This is a genomic window from Ruegeria sp. HKCCD6157, from assembly GCF_013110685.1.
Taxonomy (GTDB): Bacteria; Pseudomonadota; Alphaproteobacteria; order Rhodobacterales; family Rhodobacteraceae; genus Ruegeria.
Window position 1 is genome coordinate 1 of record NZ_WVRB01000005.1, and the last position, 21,316, is coordinate 21,316.

Below are 21,316 nucleotides of genomic sequence, written 5' to 3' on the forward strand. Positions count from 1 at the left end.
CGTTGCCACCGCCATTGCCGCCACCGTTGCCACCGCCATTGCCGCCACCGTTGCCGCCACCGTTGCCACCACCGTTGCCGCCACCGTTGCCACCGCCGTTGCCGTTACCATTGCCGCCAGCATTGCTTCGGCCTGCACTGTTTCCACGAGTGGTAGAGGCACTCTGAGCGTTGTTGCTTTTGGATTTGGTTGAATTGCGTGCGGCTTCAGAAATCTCGCGCCCCGTACTTGAGCGGTTCGAGACGACTGTGCCGGTTTCGGCGTTCACGATCACGCTGACGATTTTCCCGCCCGGCTTTTTGACCAGGATACGATAGTAAATCTTGTCTGTTTTGAATGCGCGCGCATCAACAGGTGTTCCGCCGTATGCTTTTTTCACGCCTTTGATCACACGGTTCAGCCGTATCGCACTGCCTGACAACGTCGCCATGCGCAGTTCAGACTGTTTGAGTTCGCGTGCATCTGCCGCCGCTTGCCCACCAGACAAGACAGTCAGCAAAGCTGCAACCAGAAAAAACGTTTTGGCCTGCATAACACCCTCAAACACCTTCATCGAAGACTACTAGGCCAGACATGAACCGATGATGAACAAGCAGTTAGCCCTGCGTTCAAGCGACCTAAAGTTAAATCAGTGGCAACGGTTTTGATTCGACTGCGAGTCAGACTGCCGAAACACCGTGGTCAACCTCAGCGCGCTGATTGCCATTGCTGGAGGTTTTGAGGAGATTGAAAATGAAAACCACCAAGTGCGGACTGCTGAAAGCTTCGACGATCGCGATTGCCTTGTTGGGGTCCACGGCCATTGTAGCCACCGTCGCAGCTCCTGATTTTGCTTATGCCAAGCCGGGCAACGGTAACGGTAGCGGCAATGGCGGTGGAAACGGCAATGGCGGCGGAAACGGTGGTGGTAACGGTAATGGCGGCGGCAACGGCGGTGGTAACGGTAATGGCGGTGGGAATGGCAACGGCGGTGGCAATGGAAACGGCGGTGGGAATGGCAACGGCGCCCAGGGAGATCGCGGAGACAAAAGCTCGGCTGGGAATGGTGGCCGTGGGAAAGGGGCCGACAAAAGCCGTAGCGGGGCCAAGGCCGGGATATTCGGACAGGGGAAAACAAAATCGCAGTCTGCTCGGTCTGGTACCAAAAAAGGCGGAGGGTTTTCTCTGAAAAATCTGTTCAACGGGAAAGGCAAAGCTCGCAATACAGCAACCAACTCAAGGGTTGCTACGACAACCCTTCAAACGCAAAAGACCAAGGCGCAAAGAACGGTTCGCCAGAATGTGATTTTAAAAGAGTCCAAGCGCCCAGTTGCCCGGGCAAAAGGCAATCGTATGGCTGCGCTGCTTGGTGCAGATCCCTCTGAGTTGGGCGCACTGAACGCCGCCAATGCAAGCCCAACGGCCCTGGCCAATGCAGCACCCAATTCGCGGGTTGGCAGAATTGCCACGTACCGAGACACAGTGCTGGCCGGAGAGCCTTTGCGGGAGGAACTGGAAGAACAGTTGGAGTTTCTTGAAGGGCTGGAAGAACCAGAGCGGACAGTTCAAGAAATCGAGGATGACTTGGAAGTCGCAGTAGGTGAGGTACAAACCAACCAGGATACGGTCGCAGAACTTGAACAAGCTTTGGAGGATGCGGGCGGTAGTGATCCGGATATCGAAGCGCAGCTAGAAGAGGCCCAAGCCGAATTAGATGCTTCGATTGATGAAGCCCAGACTCTGAATGACGAAAGACAGGCAGCCATTGAATACAATGAAGCCGTTGAAGAGGTGGAAGAGCTAACTGAACTTGTCGAAGAGCAAGATCTGGCCGAACGTGAGGCACTGGAAGCCGCTGCCAACAAGCCTGTTACGGATGCAGTTGAGGAACAGGTTAAAGCGCTGCTGGGGCTTTGACCTGAGGCTTCTCGGCAATCGCCAGTCTCCACTTCAGGACGAACTGAAAGCTGGAGCGTCGATAAGCCTTTCGGATACTAAGTTGGAAGGTAGATTCAGTCGGCCTGATAGGCGCAAGCTCTTGATGATTGCGATGCGCAACAAGAAAACCCCGCCCCAAGCTGGGACGGGTTCCTGTTACAATTCAGATGTTTAGGGCGAAAGTCGAGAATTGTCGGGGGGGCCGCCGAATTGCCTTCAGACGTTTTGGTGAGCCTCGGATAGCCGCTTGTTTTTTGTGATCTCTGTCAGTGCATTTTCGATAGGAGGGAAGCGGCTATTGCTCGAATTCATCGCGGTTTGCAGGCGCTCTTCAGCAGATTTGCTAGAGGTCCGCATCGCAATTTCAGTGCTGCGATCTTCAGTCACAAAGGCAGGTTTGACCATTTTGTTCCCCTTGTTTCCGTCAAACGATATACGTCTCGTTCGATCCAACTTGGTCAGTATGCGCAAAGTTGTTTGAACCTAATGAGAATACACTGTTCATGTTCGGTTAATGTTGTTTACGAAATAAGAACAAAGGATTGGCCTGGCCGGGCGCCACTTCAATTGCCCCATTCCAACTTGACGGTTTCTAAGGTCGTTAGATGAGAATGTTGTGCCAAGCGAACCATAGCTTCACAGCAGAAGACTTCGGCAGTAAGCCAGTCTCCGCCGATGCATTGGTCAAATCCCGAAGATGATCATAATTGGAAAGATCAGTTAAAGGAGGCGGAAAAGATGAAAACGGCTTTGGCAATCACGGCGACGGTGTTCACTATGCAGGCCGGGCCCTTTGCGGGTGCGAGTTTTGACATCCAGTCTCTTGATTTTGGACAGAGTATCGGGTCGCACAATGCACTGCAGCCTGTTTTCGTGAAATCAAAAGCAGGTAACTGTCCTCCGGGTTTGGCCAAGAAAGCAGTGCCGTGCGTTCCGCCCGGCCAAGCTAAACGATACCGAGTCGGGGATTTCATCTACAATGGGTATGTTCGCATCGACAATCCTAGCCGATATGGCCTGCGGCGAAACGGCTACTATGTGCGTGCCGGAGACTATGTTTACCAAGTGAACCGGGAGACACACGAGGTGCTGAACCTAATAGGGGCAGTGGTCGATGTTCTTAATTGATTGCATACTTTACGATCAATCACTGCTCGGATTGACGCCTTTGGGTTGTAGGTGAAGCACGGGAGTTTGGGCTTTTCGAGGCCGTCATAGGCGAAGCAGCATCACCGTTAATCTTACCCTGTAACGTCATTAGGGAAGGTCCAGAGCCTACTTTGAATGTTCCCTCACAAGTCTGTCGTCGCAGCCCGCTTTCCGATCATGTGCCGCAGTTCTAGGTTCTAGGCTTCAGCGAATTCACCAGATGCGCAGGAAGCCGCCGCTAGCTGCATTGCGATGCAAAGAGACCATTTGAATGTCTGGTCTGCGGACATAGCACTAGTTCGCTGCGTTTGCTCGAATGTCGGCAATCTGGCCAACGCTTGGACTAGAATCGAGCTTTCAGCGAGGCCTTCGAATTTTGCCGGTCATTCGCAAGCCATCACGAATGTTAAGTCCCATCATCGTTAGGTTGGCCGCCCCGGCGACTAGTTCAATCACCTGAACCGTGTAAAAGGTGCTGTCGAATTCGCCAGCGGCGGCTTTGCCTGCAAGAAACCAGGCGGCAGGTACGAGGATCAGCAAGCCGTTGAGCGCAATGATCGGCATACGGGTCTTCTTTGCTGTCGTCAGTGCATCTTTGCGTTTCCGACCCATTGCCATGCCCGATCCGCCAGCAATCGCCATTGCCGGGATGAGGATGAACATGCCTTTCAGGATCAATGCCTTGACGGTCGCGACTGTTTCATGGCTCGCAAAGAGTTCGCTGGTGGCCGTTGACGTCCAGAAGAGGAGGATCATCACAAAGCCGATGCCGCCCGCGATGGCGTGAATCTTTGTTTTCATAGCGGTTCACTCAAATTGGCTTTTGGAAAGGATTACGTCAGGCCGTACAGCAATTCAGCACCGCAACCTTCTCGAACAGGTGGGGTGCGGTCACAGCGCTTGAAGGATAGTGGCTGAGCTGCTGCTGAAACTCGGGGTTGGAAAACGCGGCGCGGAAGTCCGCAACAGACTCCCAGACCGCGTAGTTCAGGTACATGCTGCCGTCGCCAACGGCTTTGTGCAGTTGGGTGCTGATGTAACCCGGTTGCTTCTTCATCCATTGGGCATCGCACTTCCAAGCTTCTACCAAGGCGACTTGGTCAACGAGATCGACTGTGAAGAGATTGACGAGAACGACAGGTCCAGCGTCGATGTCCAATTGCCGTTCAATGGGAAACTCCGGGTCGAGGGGTTTGAAACTTACCATTTCGGTGCTCCTTGAAAGTAGCTTCGTTTTGGTGTCATGTTGTCATATTTAGGAAGTATCAAACATAATGACAACACGTTGTCAAATGAAATGAGGAATCGACATGCCGGATGCGCGAAGGACTGAAGAAGGAGAAGCCGTGACAGCGCTGATACTGGATGTGTTTCGGTTGAACGGTCGATTGCAGCTTGCCGGCGATCGCCTCGTAACAGAACTCGGTCTGACAAGTGCCCGATGGCAAATCCTTGGCGCGATTGCTTATTCGGATCGGCCGGAATCCGTTGCCTGGCATGCACGGACGATGGGTGTTCACCGGCAGGGCATACAACGGATCATCAATGAATTGAGCAAAGAAGGCATCGTGGAGTTTCGGCCAAACCCGCACCACAAACGTGCGCATCTTGTTGCTCTGACGCAAAAGGGGCAGGAGTTGTACGAAGCCGCAATTGCGAAGCAAATCCCATGGGTCAATGAACTCTCGGAAGGCCTGTCGCCAGATGATATTGCGACAGCGCAAAATGTTGTTGGTCGTCTCAAGGCACGCCTCGAAGAAACCTCAACGCGACAAGATCAGAGTTCGACCCAAAGCTGACACTCGTACAGAGTGCAGCATCGGACGTTCTTGGGCTCGGTGCGGTCATTCGCTCGATTCAGCTGACCGTCTGCATTGTGGGCATAGCTGTTGTTCGCACGTCTGTCCGAATGTCAGCTAACTTTCGCAGACCGCCCTCATAGTCCCGAACGGCGGCGGGTTGAAATGAGTTGTGCGCGCCTCATCACAACTCGTTCTATTCGATGCTTAATTATGTCGAGAATTCAACCCTCACCGCGTCATCTCAGGCAGTTTGATCCTTTGGATCTTACCTGATGGGCCTTTCGGCAACTCTTCCAGTAAATAAACCGTGTCTGGAGATTTGAACGCGCCGAGCCTTTGGACACAAATCTCGACAAGTTGTTCGGACGACAACGTGGAGCCATCACACAATTTAACGGCCGCCTCCACACGTTCACCATAAGTTTCGCACGGGCGAGCAAAAGCGGCGGCTTCAATTACGTCAGGATGCGAATACAGTGCTTCGTCGATTTCACGAGGGGCAATGTTTTCCCCGCCCTTGATAATCAGTTCCTTCAGTCGACCGGTGACAAAGAAATACCCGTCGTTGTCGATATGGCCCAAATCACCTGTTCGAAGCCACCCTTCCGAGGTGAAGGTTTCGCCGGTTGCGTCGGGGTTCTTGAGATACTCGCGCATAACATTTGGTCCACGCACAGCGATCTCGCCTTGCAGATGAGGTGGTAGAGGAGTCAGATCAGGCGACAGGATGCATGCCTCATTGCCAAACGCCTTGCCCGGTGAGCCAATTTTGCGAATACCCGGCGGCAATGGGTTCGATAGTATCTGAGCGGCGGTTTCGGTTAGGCCCATGGTTTCAACAATCGGCACTTCGAAACGGGCTTCGAATGCAGTTTGCACATCGGGTGCAAGCGGGGATGACGCTGAACGGCCGAAGCGTAACCGATCCCGGGTGTCGGATGCCGGGGTTATGTCAGAGTGGAGCAGGTGCGAGATGATTGTCGGCACGACAGAGAACCATGTCGCCTTCGCCTCTTCGCACTGGTCCCAAAACTTGCTGGTTGAAAACTTCTCGGCCACCGCCAATGATCCGCCAGAGACCAATGCGCTTATGACCGTTACGCACAAGCCGTTGATGTGGTAAATTGGCAATACGCAGAGACCGCGATCGCTTGGCGTCAACCTGTGGGCCACGGTTGGTGTCCAACCGCCTGCCAACAAGCTCGCGTGGCTGTGCACGACACCTTTGGGGCGTCCTGTTGTCCCCGATGTGTACATTAGCAGTGCGTCGTCTGCTGGCTCAAGCCGGTGCAATACCGGGGCTTTGTTGTCACCGGCTTCTGTGAGCCGAGACATTCTCGTCGGGCTCACCCTTTCGAACAAATTGACCTGTGTCTCGCCGACAAGTGCAATGCGCGCTTCGCAGTGATCCAGCGCATATCCTATAGCTTCGTCTCCCGCGACGAGGTTGATCACCGTCGCACGGAACCCGCCGTAAAGCACTCCGTAAAGGCATTCGATTGCCTCGCGACCGTTTGGCTGCAGGATAGCGACGCTCGTCCCTTTATTCAGTCCCAACGCCGTCAATTGTTGCGCAAGTTGTTTTGCTTTGCTCTGCAAATCCGACCAGGTCAGCGCAGGCTCGCCGTCAAAAAACAAATAGGCGTCGCGATCACCGTCGGTGCTTGCCCGGTCATCTAGCCAGTCGCGGACGGTGCCGTTTGGCGGCGTATGATCATCCACCTTCATTCCCCTGCATCCGCCCAGTAGTCTCCGAAGATGTCTTCGACGGTGGGTTCGATGGGTGGAATTTCCCGAACGATCTTGGTGGTTTGGATGAAGTGCTTCCAATGCAGGTTCTCATCAATTGCATTGCCCCCCCAACTGCCGCATCCCATCGAAAGCGAGAAGGGCATGCCGTTGTTGAATGAGCCACCGGTCGCGAAAGTGTGCGCCTGATTGACGATGACACGGCAGGTTGGCATCAAGGCACCCAATGCCACCGCACGCGCGTCATCTGCGGTGTGAATGCCGATGGAATGCCCTGCCCCTTGATAGTCCAGAATGCGCGCCGCGATGGCTCGCGCGTCCTCGTAGTCCTTCGCGCGGTAAAGCGCGGCAACGCGGCTTAGCTTTTCGCCGGACAGCGGATGATCCGGGCCGATGCCTTTAGTTTCGACCGCAAGGAACTTTGTGTCTTCGGGCACCTGATCAGACAGACCTAACGCCGCAATCATCTTGTCGGCATCCTGCGCGATGACCTCTCGGTTCAGATGGCCGTCGGGCCAAAGCTTCGAAACAATCTGAGCTTCGTCTTCCACCAGCGCCCCACCTTCATTGGCGAGCGCCGCAATGAAATCCTCATAGATCGCGTCCACAACGATCATCGAGTTTTCAGACGAACAAGAAGTTGCGTTGTCGAACGTCTTGGAAGCGGTAATTTTTTGAGCAGCAGCCTTCAGGTCGGCGGTCTCGTCAACGATAACCGTAACGTTGCCTGCGCCCACGGCCACAGCGGGTGTACCGCAGGTCTGGGCACGATGGACATTGTTCTGGCTGCCTGTGCAAATCACCCTGTCGCACAGCTCCATCATGGCCTGAGTTTTAGCCTTGGAGCCGGGCGCGGAGACCATCTGAACAAGATCATGATTCAGCCCCAGCTTGTCAAATTCGGCATGAATGTTGGACAAAAGCAACTCGCAGCTGGCCATACCTTTGGGCGAAGGGGCAACAACCACCGCGTTGCCACACTTCAATGCGTTAATGATGTTGTTGGCAGGCGTGGCTGCAGGGTTGGTTGAGGGCACCACAGCGCCCACCACCCCGATGGGGCGCGCGATTTCGGTGATGCCAGTGGAGGCGTCGTTGCTGATAATCCCGTGCGTTTTCACGCCCTTGATGTCGCGCATCAAGCCAAGTGTCTTGCGATGGTTCTTAATGATCTTGTCGGGCACATTGCCAAGCCCAGTTGTCTCGACCGCAAGTTCGGCCAAAGCCCGATTGCGAGAAGGCTCCATAATCGCCCAAGCGGCAGCTTCGGCAGCGCGGTCATAGCGCCTTTGGTCGGCACCCGTCTCGTAAGCTTTCTGCGCGGCGCGGGCTCGCGCCACAACCGTGCTCAATTGAGCAAAATCATCATGTGCATTCATCGCGAAATTCCTATGGAAGAGGATAGGGCTCGTGTCGCCCCATCCAGTACTCTGCCACTCGTTAAAGACCTGCCAGAAGCTCTTTCAGAGTTTCCTGACGTGCAGCCCACATTTCCTGAACCTCTTCACGGGTCATGATGTGCATGGGCGAACCGCCTGCTTTCATTTTGCCCGCCACACGCGAGTTCTTGAACATCTCGGGCACGGTTGCGGCCAGTTTGTCGATGACCTCTGGCGGCGTGCCTTTGGGCACCATGACACCGCGGAAGTTCACGCTGGCGTTGTCGATGTCAAAGCCCTGCTCTTTTAACGTCGGGACGTCAGGCAGGAACTCATTGCGTTCCAGATCAAACACGCCAAGGATTCTGACGTTGCCCGCTTCCTGAGCACGGAATGCGTCTGACAGATTATTCACGCCGCCCATGACGTCACCCGCTATCACGGCTTTCATTGCTGCCGCACCGCCGCCTTTGGTCGGGATGTATGCCATTTTAACACCTGCTTCTTTCTCAAGTTGCAAGGCGGCAATGTGGTGTCCAACAAACAGACCTGCCCCAGAGAACGTCAGTTTCCCGGGGTTTTCCTTGGCGTAGGTGACCACGTCCTCCATGGAGTTGAAGGGGCTGTCCTTGGCCACCACAAATACCGCGGGGTCAGCGCCCCAGTTGGCGATCGGTTCGAAGCTGTCCGCCGAGTATTCGACACCGCCCTTAATCGACTGCGCAATGAAATGCGGAATGTTGTATGCCCCGAGCGTATAGCCATCAGCCTCGGCCTGGGTTGCAAACCAGTTCCAGCCAACCCGCCCACCAGCGCCGGGTTTGTTGATGATCGCAATGGGCATGCCAAGCGCATCTTCATTACCTGCCGTCATGGTGACAATGCGGGCCTGGAAGTCGGTGGCCCCGCCAGCACCATAGCTGACCATCATCATGATGGGGCGTTCCGGGTAATCCTCGGCGATGGCCATGCCACCGGTCAGGGACATTAGCGCCAACGCGGCGCCTGCCAGTAAATGTTTCATGTTAGATCCTCCCTTGGATTTTTGATCGCCGCTTTGCGCGGTCTTTTTCAGAAAAATATCTCTCGCGGTGTGTAGACTTTGAGCAGCAGGGCGAAGAGCCCGTACATCACCGCCAGAAACCCTGCGGTGATGATCAAGCGCTTGACCCAGGTCTTGGCTTCGTCATGTGGCGCCGGGTCGTAGAAGCTGAGAAGCAAGAAGAACGTGATCGTACCCGCGGTGTAGAAACCCAACGCCTTGGCGGCCCAGAAAATGTAGACAAGCGAGATGGTCAGGCCTGGCAGAAGCCACACGAGATCTTTGCGCGAAACGCCATTTCCCACCTTTGTCCAACCAAGGATCGCTTTGACGAATGTCCACAATGCCAAGACGACGAAGACGGTCGAAATCAAACGCGGAAACAGGAAGGCTTCGGCAGGCTGTTGCGTATAGCTTACCCATGCCACCCACATCCCGACCGCCGCAATAATGCCGGACGCCACAATGTGTTGAATGCGTGGAAGACTGATTTGGCTCATCCCATGATCTCCTCTTTAGAGGTGTAGCGACGGCTGCGAAGTTCCATCCAGACCGAATAAGCAATTGATGCAATCACGATGGCAATTAGGACGATGTTCAGCGTGCCAGTCAGGAAATAGCTCGCCATCCCGTCAGTGGCTCCGGCAATCATTGACCCTTGGATGAAATTTGCTTCGGCAATCGGTCCAAGGATCAGGCCAAGCACCAGCGGCGCGGCCGAGAAGCCGAAGCGTTCAAGGAAGTACATCATAACGCCCAATGCGGCCATGACGTAAACGTCGCCCATGCTGGACTGGACCGAGTAGCTGCCGAAGACGGCGAGCCCCAGAACAACGGCCGCCATGACGCTTTGCGGCACCTGTGCAACCCGGGCGGCAAGGCCAGCCACATAAAGGCCGAAGATGCACATGAGCACCTGACCGATCAGCATCGAGTTGATAAAGGTCCACGCCACATCCGGATGATTGTCAAAGAGATCGGTGCCCGGAAAAATTCCGTGGATCAGCAGACCACCCAGCAGCACTGCTGCCGTGGGTGAACCAGGGATCGAAAGCGTCAGAAGTGGCACAAGGCTTGGGCCGACCATGGCGTTGTTCGCGCTTTCTGCTGCGATCACACCTTCACTGTGGCCCTTGCCAAATTTATCGCGTTCCGGGCTGAACTTTTTGGTTTGGTCATAGGCGACAAGACCTGCGATTTGACCTCCGACGCCTGGAACAAGCCCAATGATCGAACCTGTGATGGTACCAATGCTAAGGGCGCGAGGGCGGCGCAGAAGCTCGCGCACCGCATCCATGATCGAATGTTTCTCGACCTCGATCACTTCAGCATTTGCTGCTTTGCGGCCTTTTGCGAACATGGTCAGTACCTGGGGAATGGCAAACAACCCGATGAGCGCCGCAATGATGTTGATACCGCCACCCAATGCTGGGTGAAAAATAAACCGCTGCGCGCCCATGATGTCGTCAAATCCGATGGTCGCAAGCCAGAGGCCGATGCAACCGGACAGAAGGCCCTTCACCACCGAAGCGCTGTCCAGCGAACCGATTACAGTGACGCCAAGGATGGCGAGCCAGAACAGGTGACTGGGACCGAATGCCAGCGCCCACTGCGCCAGAACGGGTGTCAGGAAGATCAACAGCAGAACACCAATCACGCCCCCGACTGCCGAAGCTAGGAAGCTGAGCTGCAACGCTTGCGCCCCTTTGCCTTGCTTGGCCATGGTGTGACCGTCCAACGTCGTGGCGATGTTTGCAGGTGCGCCGGGAATTTTAAGAAGAATGGCGCTGACCGCGCCACCTGCCACTGTGGATGTATAGGCCGCTCCCAAAAGGATTAGTCCCTGAACGGGTGCCAGGTGGAAGGTGAAGGGGATTAAAAGGGCCACTGCCATTGTCGGTGATAGTCCGGGGGTTGCCCCCAAAATCAGCCCACCAATCGTCCCCAAAAGCAATAAGCCAAAAGAGATCGGTGTGAAGACATCTCCGAAGTAATAAAGGAATTCCAATGTTCCACCTGATGGTTTTCTCACGTTGACATCACAGGCTAAGAGATGAAAATAGTTTTGCAAATGTTTTCATTTATTAGCCGACAAAGTGTGAATAATGGCTCGAAAACAAAAAGATAAACCTGATATTGTCGCTGTTGCGAAAGCGGCAGGGGTGTCCATCTCGACGGTCTCACGAAGCTTCAATCACCCTGATCTTCTCAAACCGGCGACTCGCAAGAAGATCGATCGAGCGGTTCAGAAACTGGGCTATATTCGCAATCGCGCGGCGCAGGTGATGCATGGGCGGCGCAGTGGCACCATCGGACTGGTCGTGCCAACAATTGACAACGCGATCTTTGCCGAATTGATCCAGTCCTTCTCTGATGGGCTCGATCAGTACGGATTCACGATGCTTATTGCATCTCACGGTTTCGATTTGGATCGCGAATACAAAATGCTGCGCAAACTGATGGAACACCGTGTCGATGGGCTGGCGCTTATCGGGCTGGAACACTCAGACGCCACCCTTCAACTGATCGAACAGCAGGGGGTGCCAACTGTTGCAATCTGGAACTATGCCGACGACGCACGATTGTCTTGCGTAGGGGTCCAGAATTCAGAGGCTGGCAGCTTGGCCGCGCGTCACCTGTTGGATCTCGGCCACCGCGACATCGGCCTTGTCTTTCCTGACCTTGCTGGAAACGACCGAGCTCACGATCGGTTGCACGGTGCTCTTTCAGAGCTGCGGCGGAAAATGATCGAGGTGCCTGCAGAATGGCGACTGCAAGCCCCCTACAGCATTGCGGACTCAAAACGCGCTAGCCTGTCATTGTTGGGTAAGTCTCCGCGCCCCAGTGCCATTTTGTGCGGTAACGACATTATTGCTCAAGGCGTGCTTTATGCCGCGAAACACTTGGGCATTGCTGTGCCTGGAGAACTTTCAATAATGGGGATTGGCGATTTCAAAGGATCGGGAGAATTCGAACCGTCACTCTCCACCATCCGCATCCCGGCCAAACGAATTGGAGCTTTGGCCGCAAAGCAAATAGCGGACGCCGTTACTGGAATAAGCACGGGTCCAACGGCGACAAAGTACGAACTCAGTGTATTAGTTCGGGATTCCACCGCGACTCCATCTGGAATGGCAAACATCTGAAACGGTCCTGAACATCTTGGCGAACACAGCTTGCCACTTGGAGCGATCACTGATGGTGCCAAGCAAACTTCTTTTAAGGTCCGCTGCACCGAGATTGCCTGACATTCGTGCAAATAGCAGCAATTGTTGAAATGGGCTCGAGGCAGTCATCCAAAGGTTTTTGTCGGATGCCGGCTAAGCGCCGCTGCAGTAAGTGCAGAACCCTTTGCTTCCATCAGCTTTCTCCTCTTACTCCATAAACGAGAGTACGCCCAATTGTGATACGCGGTGAGTTTTTTGGAGTGCTCAAGAAAAGTCAAACGATTGACCGCTATGGGCTCAAAGCAGTCGTTTGCTAAAACCGGCGTGAGTGTCAGTTACAAGTATTTAACCAACGTTCTGTCGCATGACACGTTGCGCTATCCGCGCTTGGTATCCGGCTTTGTGTGGTATGTATTTTGGTATCTTTTATCAAGAACTGAATAAATTATATACTTAACATGAGCTTGTAGGTTTAATTATGCTGACTTCGTCTCCGCCATCCAACTTCCTTTATCTTTCTGTTCGGGGAGATTCAGCCCGAAGATGGCTGGGCCCCAGATATCCTGTTTTGCATTGGATTCTGCGATTTCTCGAAAGATCGGAAAGCGGCGGCGGGGCTTGGTGTCCAGCGCGATCGTAGCCCTTTCTATCCCGAATATTCCCAATCTCTTTCAGAACAGGGCAAAAAGCCTGTCAGAATGACCGGTCACGATCCGGTAACGGCGTCGTGCGAATCGTTGTTTCCGTCGATCGGGAGAGCAACATGCCGCAACATTTCGTTCCGTCTGAACGCTGGCAGGACCTGGAAAAGCCCAATCTTGGATTGAACCGGGATCAGTGTCCTTCGAGCGCGCCGATTGGTGCCCGAGACAGGGCGGCCGCAGAACATAACGGCGAAGCAGACCTGTTTGCCGGGACTTGGCCCACGAGCTTTTCGAAGGGCTTGCGGCATGACGAAAATGGTATCGTCGACGCGCAGGTTTATACCGAATTTCTGGAAGAAGTGGCTGACCCTACCTGCACCGACAATCATGGAAACAGGCTGACGCTGTTTGACACGCCAGCCTATTCCGGGCCCTTCCGCACCGCGCCATCAGAGGGTGGTGAATTTAGATGGCGTGCGTGGGAAGGGCCAATCCTGGGTCATCGGTTGGGGTTCAATGGATTGGACGCCGGCGGTTTGGGTATCGCTCCGGCGCCCAGGCTTGGGTCAGATGAATTGGCGGCAGAGATGGCCGAACTCTATGCGATGGCCTGTCTGCGGGATGTGCCCTTCGAAACCATTCGGGATAGTGCCGAGGGAACCGACAAGGTGCTTGGCGCCCTTGGCCGGTTGGAGTGGTTCCGCAAAGACGGTTGCCCAAAGGATGCCAGCGGCGGCGAGATCGGGAAAGTACCGGCGGCGCGCCGGGTTCGAGATGGCGAAGGTCTGTCTTCGCGAACTTTGTTCCGCGGCTCGGGCCAAGGCTGTTCGGACGGGCCTTACGTGTCGCAGTTCCTTTTGCAGGGGTACGACCCGCTGACGTCAGACGCGGCGCATGTGCAAGGGCGGTGGTTGGCAAATACAACTGCGCCAAGGGCAATGCCGTTTGGTCCATTTCGGGTTGACCAAAGAGTTGCCCCACAGGCCGTAGGCGTGGACTATTTGCGGGACTGGGCCGAGTGGCTGGACGTTCAGAACGGCGCGGACGCGACCGGCGAACAAGTCTTTGAAGCCTGTGGCCCGAAGTTTATTGAAACACCTCGCGACCTTGCTACCTATGTGCATTTTGACTCGATCTATCAGGCTTTTTTCAATGCCTGCCTGTTGATGTTGGGCCGCGGGTTTCAAGCAGATGACGGTCTGCCCGAAGTCTGGAATTCCCGTGCGGAGGATGGCGGGACCCATTGGGGCGGATCGCACGCGCTGTCGATGCTGGCAGAAACTGCGACCAGGGCAATGCGGGCCGTGCGACGCCAGACCTTTCAGGTGCACAACCGCGCCCGTCCTGAAAAGCTGGGCAGCGTTGCAACTCTGGTGGCGAATGGTCATGGCGCGGTGCTTGGGGCAGCGGAACCGTTTGCCGCAGCCCATCTTGAGAAATTGGAAAGCGCCGCCTGCGAAGATTTCAGTCTTGTGGAAGCCATATCCGCCGCGCCGGCCACTAAGCGGTTCGCCCACAACGCGGTTTCTCATAAGGGGCTGCCACAAATCGATCGCAACCTGCTGTTGCCTGTTGCTTATCCCGAGGGCTCGCCAATGCAACCGTCCTACGGGGCGGCGCATGGCGCAGTTGCCGGGGCGTGCGCGACGCTGCTCAAGGCGTTCTTCAGAACACATGCGCTGGACGGGTCCCGGGTATCTTTGGCAGAGGCGGGTATGGAGCGCGTCTTTGTTCCTGCTCCGGGTGGCAGGACACTGGTTGACTCCGTGCGGCCAGAGGACAGCGCAGCGAAACTTACGCTGAATGGCGAGCTGAACAAGTTGGCTGCGAATATCGCGATCGGGCGCAATTTTGCAGGGGTACATTTCTACAGCGACTATTTCGACAGTATCCGAATGGGTGAACGCGTTGCAGTGGGCATTCTGGCCGAACAGATGGCGAATTTCCGGGGGGGCGCGAAAATGTCGCTTGAAACATTTGATGGAGATCGCCTCAACATCGTTGGCGGTCGTTCTTGCGGTAGCGAAATCCACATTGTGAACAGTACGCCCGAATTGTGGTGGACCCGTCATTTGCCCGAACAGGCGGGGTGGGCAGGATGAAGCTATCAGGCCCCATGACAGGTCGGTTTCCATGATGCTTCCTTGTTCGTCACCGGTGGCGATCGCCCCGTCGGAATTGAAACCCTGCGGGCATCGACCGCTGACTTTCCATTCTAGTGTCTCTGAAGCCCAACGGTGTTCTTTGATGTCTGTATTCCAATCGCCGGGACTTGCTGATCAAGGCGTGAACGACGCCACCCGGTCCGCGTGGAATTCGACCATTCAGTACATATTCGACGTGCAGGGCGTCAGCCCGTTTCTGGTCATGGATCCGCGTGACATCGAGGCGGGCCAGCCTTCGAATGGGTTCAGATGGCGCGCCGATCCGCGGGAACCGCGGGACTGTCTGGGCGATGAGCTGGCGGCGCGCGTGTGTGACCAAGGCTGGCCCGGCAGGGTTGAGCTGCACAATGAATATCTTGAATACACGTTGGTAATGCGACCCGATACCAGTGGCAGACTGCGCCCGAAGCGATTTGTGGCCACTACCGAGTTTGTGGAGTGGTGGCAGTTCATGGCGGTGTTCGATTTCGATCACTTCCTGTCGGTGGTCGCATCGGTGACCGGGCGCTTCTACTCCTGCAAGGATCTGTTTGAAGTCTCACGGTCGGTATGGACGTCGATGGATGTGTCCGAGCGTGCAGCCCGCTTTCACAAAAGGCTGGTGGGTAGGGATCACGCGCATCCGCCGGAACATCCGTTGAATATCCAGCATGCCCTGTTTCTGGCCAAGGGTACGAACCGTTTGACCGATCTGATCCAGACCATGCATTTTTCTTCCTTCCCGTATCTCGTGAAGGACGGCGAGAGCAACCGGCGCGCCCGGCTTGAAGAAGTTCTTGATTTCGCGAACCGGCAGGATCTGTACTGCGGGCATGCAGGGTTCCGCCTGGTGAGCGATACGCTTGAACTGGCCGCGGGGAAATGTGGCAAGTCACCAGCGGGTCGGGCGATGGCATTCTCTGATCCGCTTGGGCTGTATATTCAGGCATTCCATACATCACGACTGTTTGTGGGTGCGGGCAGGGTGCCTCGGGGCTGGGTCCGGTTCAGTCGCGGTGCGCGGGGAATGCACATGCGCCTTGAATTCGGGCCTGCCGACGACGATCCCCGGTTTTTGGATGATACCACGCTGGGAACAGGCCCTTCGGCGCGCCCTGTCTCGGGCTATGCTCTGGCCAGCCTGATCGAGGTCGGCCCGATGATCACATTTGCCGCCAGGCCACGCGTGATCACCCGTGTCGAATTTGTTGAAACTCCGCATGTTGATCCGGGGCGGGTTGTCCGCAGCCTGCCCGAGACCGAACGTTGCAGGCAGCTTTTGGAATTCGCGGACCGTTGCAAGGCAAAGACCAACGGCGACACGACACGCTTTCCCAGAGACGGATCCTGACCAGTGCTCAAACTGCTACGGCTTTGACCACCGGCAGGGGAATTTCAGGTGCGGTCATGTCAAAAACCGCAACCGGACGACCAAGGGCGCGGCTTGCCGCTGTCAATACCGTCGTCAGCGACGGGTTCGGGCTGTCCCACGTCCGCGTGTCGAACAACCGCGTCGGAGCAACAGGCCGGTCATTCTGCGCGCCGCGATAAAGCCGGAACAGACGGGCCTGTTCGGCATCCATGCCGTGATCCGTTACACCGTTGTGATCAAGCATCACCATGTTGCGCCAGGACACCACCGCCTCGGATGCTGCGTGCCAGACGCCCTGCTCCAGATTTGCGGAAAGCGCCGATCCATAGGTCGGCCTGCCGCCATCCGCATCTGCGCAGACCGCGCGCAGCAGAAGGCCGATGCCCGGAACTTCGAGGACGTGAAGGCTCAGTTGCCGCAGTTGGACGTGCAGCCACTGCGTCAAATCACGGGGCAGGACCGTGTCCGGCGCCAGGTGGTCAAACCTCTGCGACCCAAGAGCGTGTTCCAAACACTCCAGCGCCGCCCACAGCGCGGCGGCTTCATGTGTCGGGCCAGCCGCGGCACCTTTCGAAGTGACCTTTCCGTCACTGCCCGGAACACCCAGTGCAAGCGCGTCGTTTGGCATCACATGGGATGCGCCATCCGACGCAATCAGGCTTTCGCGGGTTTGTGGTGCTTTGGCACTGTATTGCAAGGCATAGCGCTCGATCGCTTCGAACCCGGCCAGCCGCGCCGCCTCTTTTGGTGTGCGGCCGGTGCCGAAAGACACGCGATGGCCCATCCCGCCCTTGGGGGGCAGAGCTCCGTCGCGCAGCTCGATCAAGCGAAAAGCCGCGTGGATCGGCGCATCTTTGGGGAATTCGGCAAACGAGGGTTTGGAAATTAGCCGAGCAGTTTCAGCGCGTTCTATCAACGTGTCGGTCATTTTCATTTCCGGATAAGCATATAACGGGGTATACAAGTGGGCATTGTTGTTTGAGAAGGAGATTTTACATGGCTCGTTTGGCAATCAACCCGAATTATTCGTTGAAAGACTTGGGGTGCGAAGTTCTGAATGCCGCGCGCGGCCGTGCGCTGGGGTCGCAAGATGATCAGGACGCGGCGGAACGCAAAATTCAAGAAATCCTTGCGGACAGTGGTAATCCAGAGGTCAGGTTTGTCTATGACACCAAGGATCTGGTTCATATCGTTGTTCCGGACCTGAGTGACAAGCAGCCGGAACCGAACCCCGATCACGAGTCATGGTGCTGCAAACTGGCCTATGAAGCGATGGGCGGTATCGTCATATTTGGATGCAGCGGTTAACGACAACCCCCGAACGTTTTTGAGGGCCGTTAGTGACTGAGGCAAAAACCAAGGTTTTTTTGACCGGACCGTTTCAGATTGTCCGTGACGACGGTCAGGATGTGACGCCTCGGGGCACCAAAGCGAAAGCTCTTCTTGCTTTGGTGCTTCTGTCGAAAAACGCGATACGCAGCAGGGCTTGGTTGCAGGACAAGCTCTGGAGCGAGAGTTCGCCCGCACAAGGCGCGGCGTCGCTGCGCAAAGAGCTGAGTGTTCTCAGCAAGCACTTTTCCAAGCACAAACTTGATATTCTTGAAATCACCCGTGAAACGGTGTCGGTCAATCTGGCAGCAGTCGAGGTTGATCTGTTTGACGAGCAGCTTAGTTCCGATCGGGCTGAATTGCTGGAAGGGTTGGACGTTGCCGAACCCGAGTTCGAGGCATGGCTGACGGTTGAACGGCAGGCCTATTGGGACATCGATACAGACTCAGACGGGCCGGTTCTGGCGGGCCGTGGTTTGCCGGTGCATTGGGGGCGTTTGCGTCCAGCGGTTGTGGTTGAGCCTTTTGAAGTTGTCGGGGAAACGCCGGATATCAGCATCGCCGCCTCCTCCATACGAGACGAACTCATGTTTCTTCTGGGCACAATGTCCGACGTGATCGAACTGCGTGACGCGCGCAGGCAGGAAAGCCCGGTTGAAGGTTATGTTCTCAGCGGCAGCGTGGTTGGCGCGGAAGGTCTGCGGGTGGCCGCTCAATTGACGTCAACCGCGGATCAGGTGTGCCTTTGGACACAGCGGTTCCGCTTTCGTGCGAAGGAAACATTCGACGCGGTCGAAGAAATCGCCATGAAGGTCGTCGAGGCGCTCCAACTGCGATTGCGTGACGGGTATTGGTCAGAAATCTGGTCTGGCCGTGCCACTTCGACCGAGGCCTGGTCTGCGTTCCAGAAAGCGCGCATATTGGAAAGTCAGGCAACGGAAGACGGGTTGCAGGATGCCATCCGTCAATACCGCGCCTGTCTCGAGTTTGACCCCGGATACCTGCCGGCACGTGTGGCGATCGGTTTCTGTCATTTGGACATGATCCGCCTGGGTATGGATGCAAACCCGGCCGAGACGCTGGCAATGGTAGAGGCCGAATGCAAACAGTTGCGCAACCTGAACCCGACTGACCCGTATTGCTCGGCCCTCCATGCTTTTACCCACAGTGTTGCCGGCAACACGTCAGAGGCTTGCAGCTTGATGCTTGCCGTCGTGGAACGTTTCAGCGGAAGCCCGGAATTGTTGGGATATTACGGCATCCTGTTGGTGTATGATGACCGGGCCGAAGAAGGTGTTTCGGTCTGCAAGAAAGCGTTGGCGTTGACGCCGCATCCGCCCATTTGGATCGAAGCAAATCTGGCAATTGCAATGATGATGACCGGGGACAAGGCCGCGTGGCAGCATGCCCATAACGTGTTGCGGGTTGATCCCGGACGCGTTCGTCCCAGGGTCGTGCTGTGCATGCTGTCCGCCGCTGCCGGGAACCATTCCCTGGCGCGTCGACATGCCCGGCAGATTCTGGAATTGCAGCCGGGCTTTTCGGCCGAACGCTGGGCCTGGCCCGGCTGTTTCAAGAACAGGCAACACTACGAGAAAGGCGTGCGGCTGTTGTCGGCGGCTGGTCTGTGACGGGTCGTCAGGTTTCTTCCAGCACCTTGCGGGCCACGCGAAAACACTCCAGCGCCTGAGGAACACCGCAATAAATCCCGACCACGTGGATGATGGCGCGGATTTCTTCCTTTGAAACCCCGTTGTTGATGGCGCCCCGGCAGTGGATTTCCCATTCATGCATCTTGCCCAGTGCACCGATCATAGACAGGTTCATCATCGACCGGGTCTTGGCGTCGATCACGTCGTCGCCCCACCCAAACCCCCAGCACCAGGCCGTCATGGCTTCTTGAAACGGGCGGGTGAAGTCGTCGGCGGCAGCAAGGTTTTTTTCCACATACTCTGCGCCCAGCGTGTTCTTCCTTTGCTCGAGCCCTTTCAGAAACAGGTCTTCGTCGAAAATGTCGGCCATTGCGGGTCTCCGGTGTGTCAGTGTGTCAGGCGGTGTCTGTAAAGGTGATCGTAATGCGGTTTCATCCTGCGGTGCACCTGTTTCACACGGTCTGGCGCGTCCGCGATGTCGATATGCGTGCGGGGCTGCGGGGCAAGCCCGGTCGATTTCGCCAGTTTGCCATGGAACGATCCGCCGTCCCACCAACTGAGGGCGGACGGATCACCGCCCGGTTCCCATGTCAGCGCCTCTTGGATGAATGGGATTCCCACCGCGTCACAGAAGGCCCGGGTCATGCCGTGTGGGTCTTCCAGCAGGTCATCGCTGTCAATGACCGGCGGCGGAGTTCCGTTCAACGCCGTCAACAGATCGAACAGCGCGCGCTGTTCGGGAAAGCCAACCTCGCCTTCGGCAAAGTCCGGCCATTGCTTGTACATCGAAGTGATGGTCTTGGCCGGGTCCCGGATCAGGAAGGCGTGGGTGAAATGCGACAGAAACTCGGCATCCCACATGTGGTTGATGTAATGCGGAAAATCCTTTAGGAAGACCGGCCCCCGTTTCGCCCGCTGCTGAATGTCCTGCCACACGCTGTCCAGTGTCAGGCCCGGCGTTGTCACATCACCCGGTTGGAACCGATGCCAAAGCGGGTCTTCACCCTGATACCACGCCTCGCCAAAGGGCTCGTGCAGGCAGTCGAGATCACCGCGTTGCCGCATCATCCACTCGAACGCGGTTGACGTGGATCTGGGCACGGCCCAGAGCGCGAGGATTTTGTGCATGGTCATGGCCTCTCGAACAACTCAAGACGTTTCAGCAATTGCCCGTGCGGTTTGTCGGGTGCGATACCGAGGGATTTGAAGATGCGCCAGTAAAGCGCGATGTCGTGGCCGATCACCGGTTTGCCCAGCGCGCCTTCAAGCGTGTCGGCCAGATGCAGCGGGCGCTGGGGCAAGCCACCGGGTCCGGTGCGGAAATTGCACATGCCATTGATCAGGATCGCTTCGGCCCGAGGTGCCTTGTCGGCCACATATTCAAAGCTTTTCAGCGCCAGATCGCCGTCAAAGACCCAGCGACAGGAATTGACGTCTTCCTGACTGTCGAACCAGCCCTGATCGTGGAAATTCCCGGCCCAGACCACATCAAACCCGGCTTCTTTCAAGAAACCGACCGTGCCCTGCCACCATTCCGGCCAATGATAGGCGGCGTTCAGGGCAACCTTTTCGACATTCAGGTCACGCAATGCCTCGACCATGGCATATCCCGCCATGTGAAAGCGGGTGCCATATGTGTCTGACAGGTCTTCGCAGTGTTGCCGAACGCCTTCCACGCCCAGCCCGCAGGCATGGACCCAGTTCGAACCGACCTGACCGCAGACATCCACACCGTTGCGGGACATGCAGTGCACGAAGTCTTCGAGCATGCCAAAGTTCTGTTTCCGCTGATCCAACCCGTGCACATAATCTGGCACATGCAGCATCCACCCGTGAACGCCCACCGTTTCGGGGCACATGCGCAGGAAATCCGATGGCGCGGCGTCAAAATCGAACGGCGGGCAGGTGAACCCGACCTGATGAGGGAACAGTTTGTGTTCCGGGCGCCAGACTTCAGGCATCAGCATCAG

Annotated in this window: 21 protein-coding genes; 8 read left to right on the top strand and 13 right to left on the bottom strand. The window is 56.2% G+C overall.

Features of this window, described 5'->3' with window-relative positions:
• Nucleotides 1-532, bottom strand: a 532-nt coding sequence (locus GS612_RS15065; protein ID WP_216603617.1) for a PepSY domain-containing protein, incomplete at its 3' end; no start/stop codon positions are given.
• 200 nt (nucleotides 533-732) lie between these two features.
• Here GS612_RS15065 and GS612_RS15070 point away from each other — a divergent pair.
• Nucleotides 733-1,896 (top strand): hypothetical protein, encoded by a 1,164-nt coding sequence (locus tag GS612_RS15070; protein WP_171641444.1) that lies wholly within the window; start codon nucleotides 733-735, stop codon nucleotides 1,894-1,896.
• Between the two features lie 237 nt (nucleotides 1,897-2,133).
• Here GS612_RS15070 and GS612_RS15075 read toward each other — a convergent pair whose 3' ends face one another.
• Entirely contained in the window at nucleotides 2,134-2,322 is a 189-nt protein-coding gene (locus GS612_RS15075) for a hypothetical protein (protein ID WP_171641446.1), read from the bottom strand.
• A 333-nt stretch (nucleotides 2,323-2,655) separates the two neighbouring features.
• Between GS612_RS15075 and GS612_RS15080 the strand changes: the two genes are divergently transcribed.
• Entirely contained in the window at nucleotides 2,656-3,045 is a 390-nt protein-coding gene (locus GS612_RS15080) for a hypothetical protein (protein ID WP_253286194.1), read from the top strand.
• 378 nt (nucleotides 3,046-3,423) lie between these two features.
• Here GS612_RS15080 and GS612_RS15085 read toward each other — a convergent pair whose 3' ends face one another.
• Both GS612_RS15085 and GS612_RS15090 read right to left on the bottom strand, forming a co-directional pair.
• The gene (locus tag GS612_RS15085) at nucleotides 3,424-3,867 is read right to left on the bottom strand and encodes a hypothetical protein (RefSeq protein WP_171641448.1); all 444 of its coding nucleotides are present in this window, start codon (nucleotides 3,865-3,867) and stop codon (nucleotides 3,424-3,426) included.
• A 37-nt stretch (nucleotides 3,868-3,904) separates the two neighbouring features.
• A complete protein-coding gene (locus tag GS612_RS15090; RefSeq protein WP_171641450.1) occupies nucleotides 3,905-4,273 on the bottom strand; it encodes an antibiotic biosynthesis monooxygenase in 369 nt (122 codons plus the stop codon).
• Between the two features lie 139 nt (nucleotides 4,274-4,412).
• Here GS612_RS15090 and GS612_RS15095 point away from each other — a divergent pair, with 139 nt between their 5' ends.
• The gene (locus tag GS612_RS15095) at nucleotides 4,413-4,865 is read left to right on the top strand and encodes a MarR family winged helix-turn-helix transcriptional regulator (protein WP_371809353.1); all 453 of its coding nucleotides are present in this window, start codon (nucleotides 4,413-4,415) and stop codon (nucleotides 4,863-4,865) included.
• Nucleotides 4,866-5,096: 231 nt separating this feature from the next.
• Here the strand turns inward: GS612_RS15095 and GS612_RS15100 are convergent, their stop codons facing one another.
• From GS612_RS15100 to GS612_RS15120, 5 genes are all read right to left on the bottom strand, one after another.
• Nucleotides 5,097-6,596 carry an AMP-binding protein gene (locus tag GS612_RS15100; protein ID WP_171641454.1) on the bottom strand — a complete coding sequence of 500 codons (1,500 nt, stop codon included), beginning with the start codon at nucleotides 6,594-6,596 and terminating at the stop codon, nucleotides 5,097-5,099.
• Nucleotides 6,593-7,996 (bottom strand): aldehyde dehydrogenase family protein, encoded by a 1,404-nt coding sequence (locus GS612_RS15105; protein ID WP_171641456.1) that lies wholly within the window; start codon nucleotides 7,994-7,996, stop codon nucleotides 6,593-6,595. The genes GS612_RS15100 and GS612_RS15105 overlap by 4 nt, the downstream gene beginning before the upstream one ends.
• A gap of 61 nt (nucleotides 7,997-8,057) precedes the next feature.
• Nucleotides 8,058-9,020, bottom strand: a complete 963-nt coding sequence (locus GS612_RS15110) for a tripartite tricarboxylate transporter substrate binding protein (protein ID WP_171641458.1) — start codon at nucleotides 9,018-9,020, stop codon at nucleotides 8,058-8,060.
• Nucleotides 9,021-9,067: 47 nt separating this feature from the next.
• The gene (locus GS612_RS15115; RefSeq protein ID WP_171641460.1) at nucleotides 9,068-9,538 is read right to left on the bottom strand and encodes a tripartite tricarboxylate transporter TctB family protein; all 471 of its coding nucleotides are present in this window, start codon (nucleotides 9,536-9,538) and stop codon (nucleotides 9,068-9,070) included.
• Complete coding sequence (locus tag GS612_RS15120; protein ID WP_171641759.1) at nucleotides 9,535-11,046, bottom strand: tripartite tricarboxylate transporter permease; 1,512 nt, start codon at nucleotides 11,044-11,046, stop codon at nucleotides 9,535-9,537. The genes GS612_RS15115 and GS612_RS15120 overlap by 4 nt, the downstream gene beginning before the upstream one ends.
• A gap of 97 nt (nucleotides 11,047-11,143) precedes the next feature.
• Between GS612_RS15120 and GS612_RS15125 the strand changes: the two genes are divergently transcribed.
• The 3 genes from GS612_RS15125 (at nucleotide 11,144) to GS612_RS15135 (ending at nucleotide 16,344) form a co-directional block, all read left to right on the top strand.
• Nucleotides 11,144-12,184, top strand: coding sequence for a LacI family DNA-binding transcriptional regulator (locus GS612_RS15125; protein WP_171641462.1), 1,041 nt, complete (start codon nucleotides 11,144-11,146; stop codon nucleotides 12,182-12,184).
• Nucleotides 12,185-12,968: 784 nt separating this feature from the next.
• Nucleotides 12,969-14,951, top strand: coding sequence for a hypothetical protein (locus GS612_RS15130; RefSeq protein ID WP_171641464.1), 1,983 nt, complete (start codon nucleotides 12,969-12,971; stop codon nucleotides 14,949-14,951).
• A 145-nt stretch (nucleotides 14,952-15,096) separates the two neighbouring features.
• Nucleotides 15,097-16,344, top strand: coding sequence for a hypothetical protein (locus GS612_RS15135; protein WP_171641466.1), 1,248 nt, complete (start codon nucleotides 15,097-15,099; stop codon nucleotides 16,342-16,344).
• Between the two features lie 7 nt (nucleotides 16,345-16,351).
• Here the strand turns inward: GS612_RS15135 and GS612_RS15140 are convergent, their stop codons facing one another.
• Nucleotides 16,352-17,293 carry a YcaO-like family protein gene (locus tag GS612_RS15140; RefSeq protein WP_171641468.1) on the bottom strand — a complete coding sequence of 314 codons (942 nt, stop codon included), beginning with the start codon at nucleotides 17,291-17,293 and terminating at the stop codon, nucleotides 16,352-16,354.
• Between the two features lie 68 nt (nucleotides 17,294-17,361).
• Here GS612_RS15140 and GS612_RS15145 point away from each other — a divergent pair, with 68 nt between their 5' ends.
• Together GS612_RS15145 and GS612_RS15150 are read left to right on the top strand one after the other, a co-directional pair.
• Nucleotides 17,362-17,673: a hypothetical protein gene (locus tag GS612_RS15145; protein ID WP_171641470.1), complete on the top strand. Its 312-nt coding sequence runs from the start codon at nucleotides 17,362-17,364 to the stop codon at nucleotides 17,671-17,673.
• 32 nt (nucleotides 17,674-17,705) lie between these two features.
• On the top strand, nucleotides 17,706-19,325 hold the full coding sequence (locus tag GS612_RS15150) for a hypothetical protein (protein WP_171641472.1): 1,620 nt from the start codon (nucleotides 17,706-17,708) through the stop codon (nucleotides 19,323-19,325).
• Nucleotides 19,326-19,332: 7 nt separating this feature from the next.
• Here GS612_RS15150 and GS612_RS15155 read toward each other — a convergent pair whose 3' ends face one another.
• From GS612_RS15155 to GS612_RS15165, 3 genes are read right to left on the bottom strand one after another with little or no spacing between them, the layout of a single operon-like run.
• On the bottom strand, nucleotides 19,333-19,716 hold the full coding sequence (locus tag GS612_RS15155) for a carboxymuconolactone decarboxylase family protein (protein ID WP_152456719.1): 384 nt from the start codon (nucleotides 19,714-19,716) through the stop codon (nucleotides 19,333-19,335).
• 17 nt (nucleotides 19,717-19,733) lie between these two features.
• Entirely contained in the window at nucleotides 19,734-20,480 is a 747-nt protein-coding gene (locus GS612_RS15160; RefSeq protein ID WP_253286195.1) for a sulfotransferase family protein, read from the bottom strand.
• Nucleotides 20,477-21,313, bottom strand: coding sequence for a hypothetical protein (locus GS612_RS15165; protein WP_171641476.1), 837 nt, complete (start codon nucleotides 21,311-21,313; stop codon nucleotides 20,477-20,479). Before GS612_RS15165 ends, GS612_RS15160 begins: the two co-directional genes overlap by 4 nt.
• Between the last annotated feature and the right edge of the window lie 3 nt (nucleotides 21,314-21,316).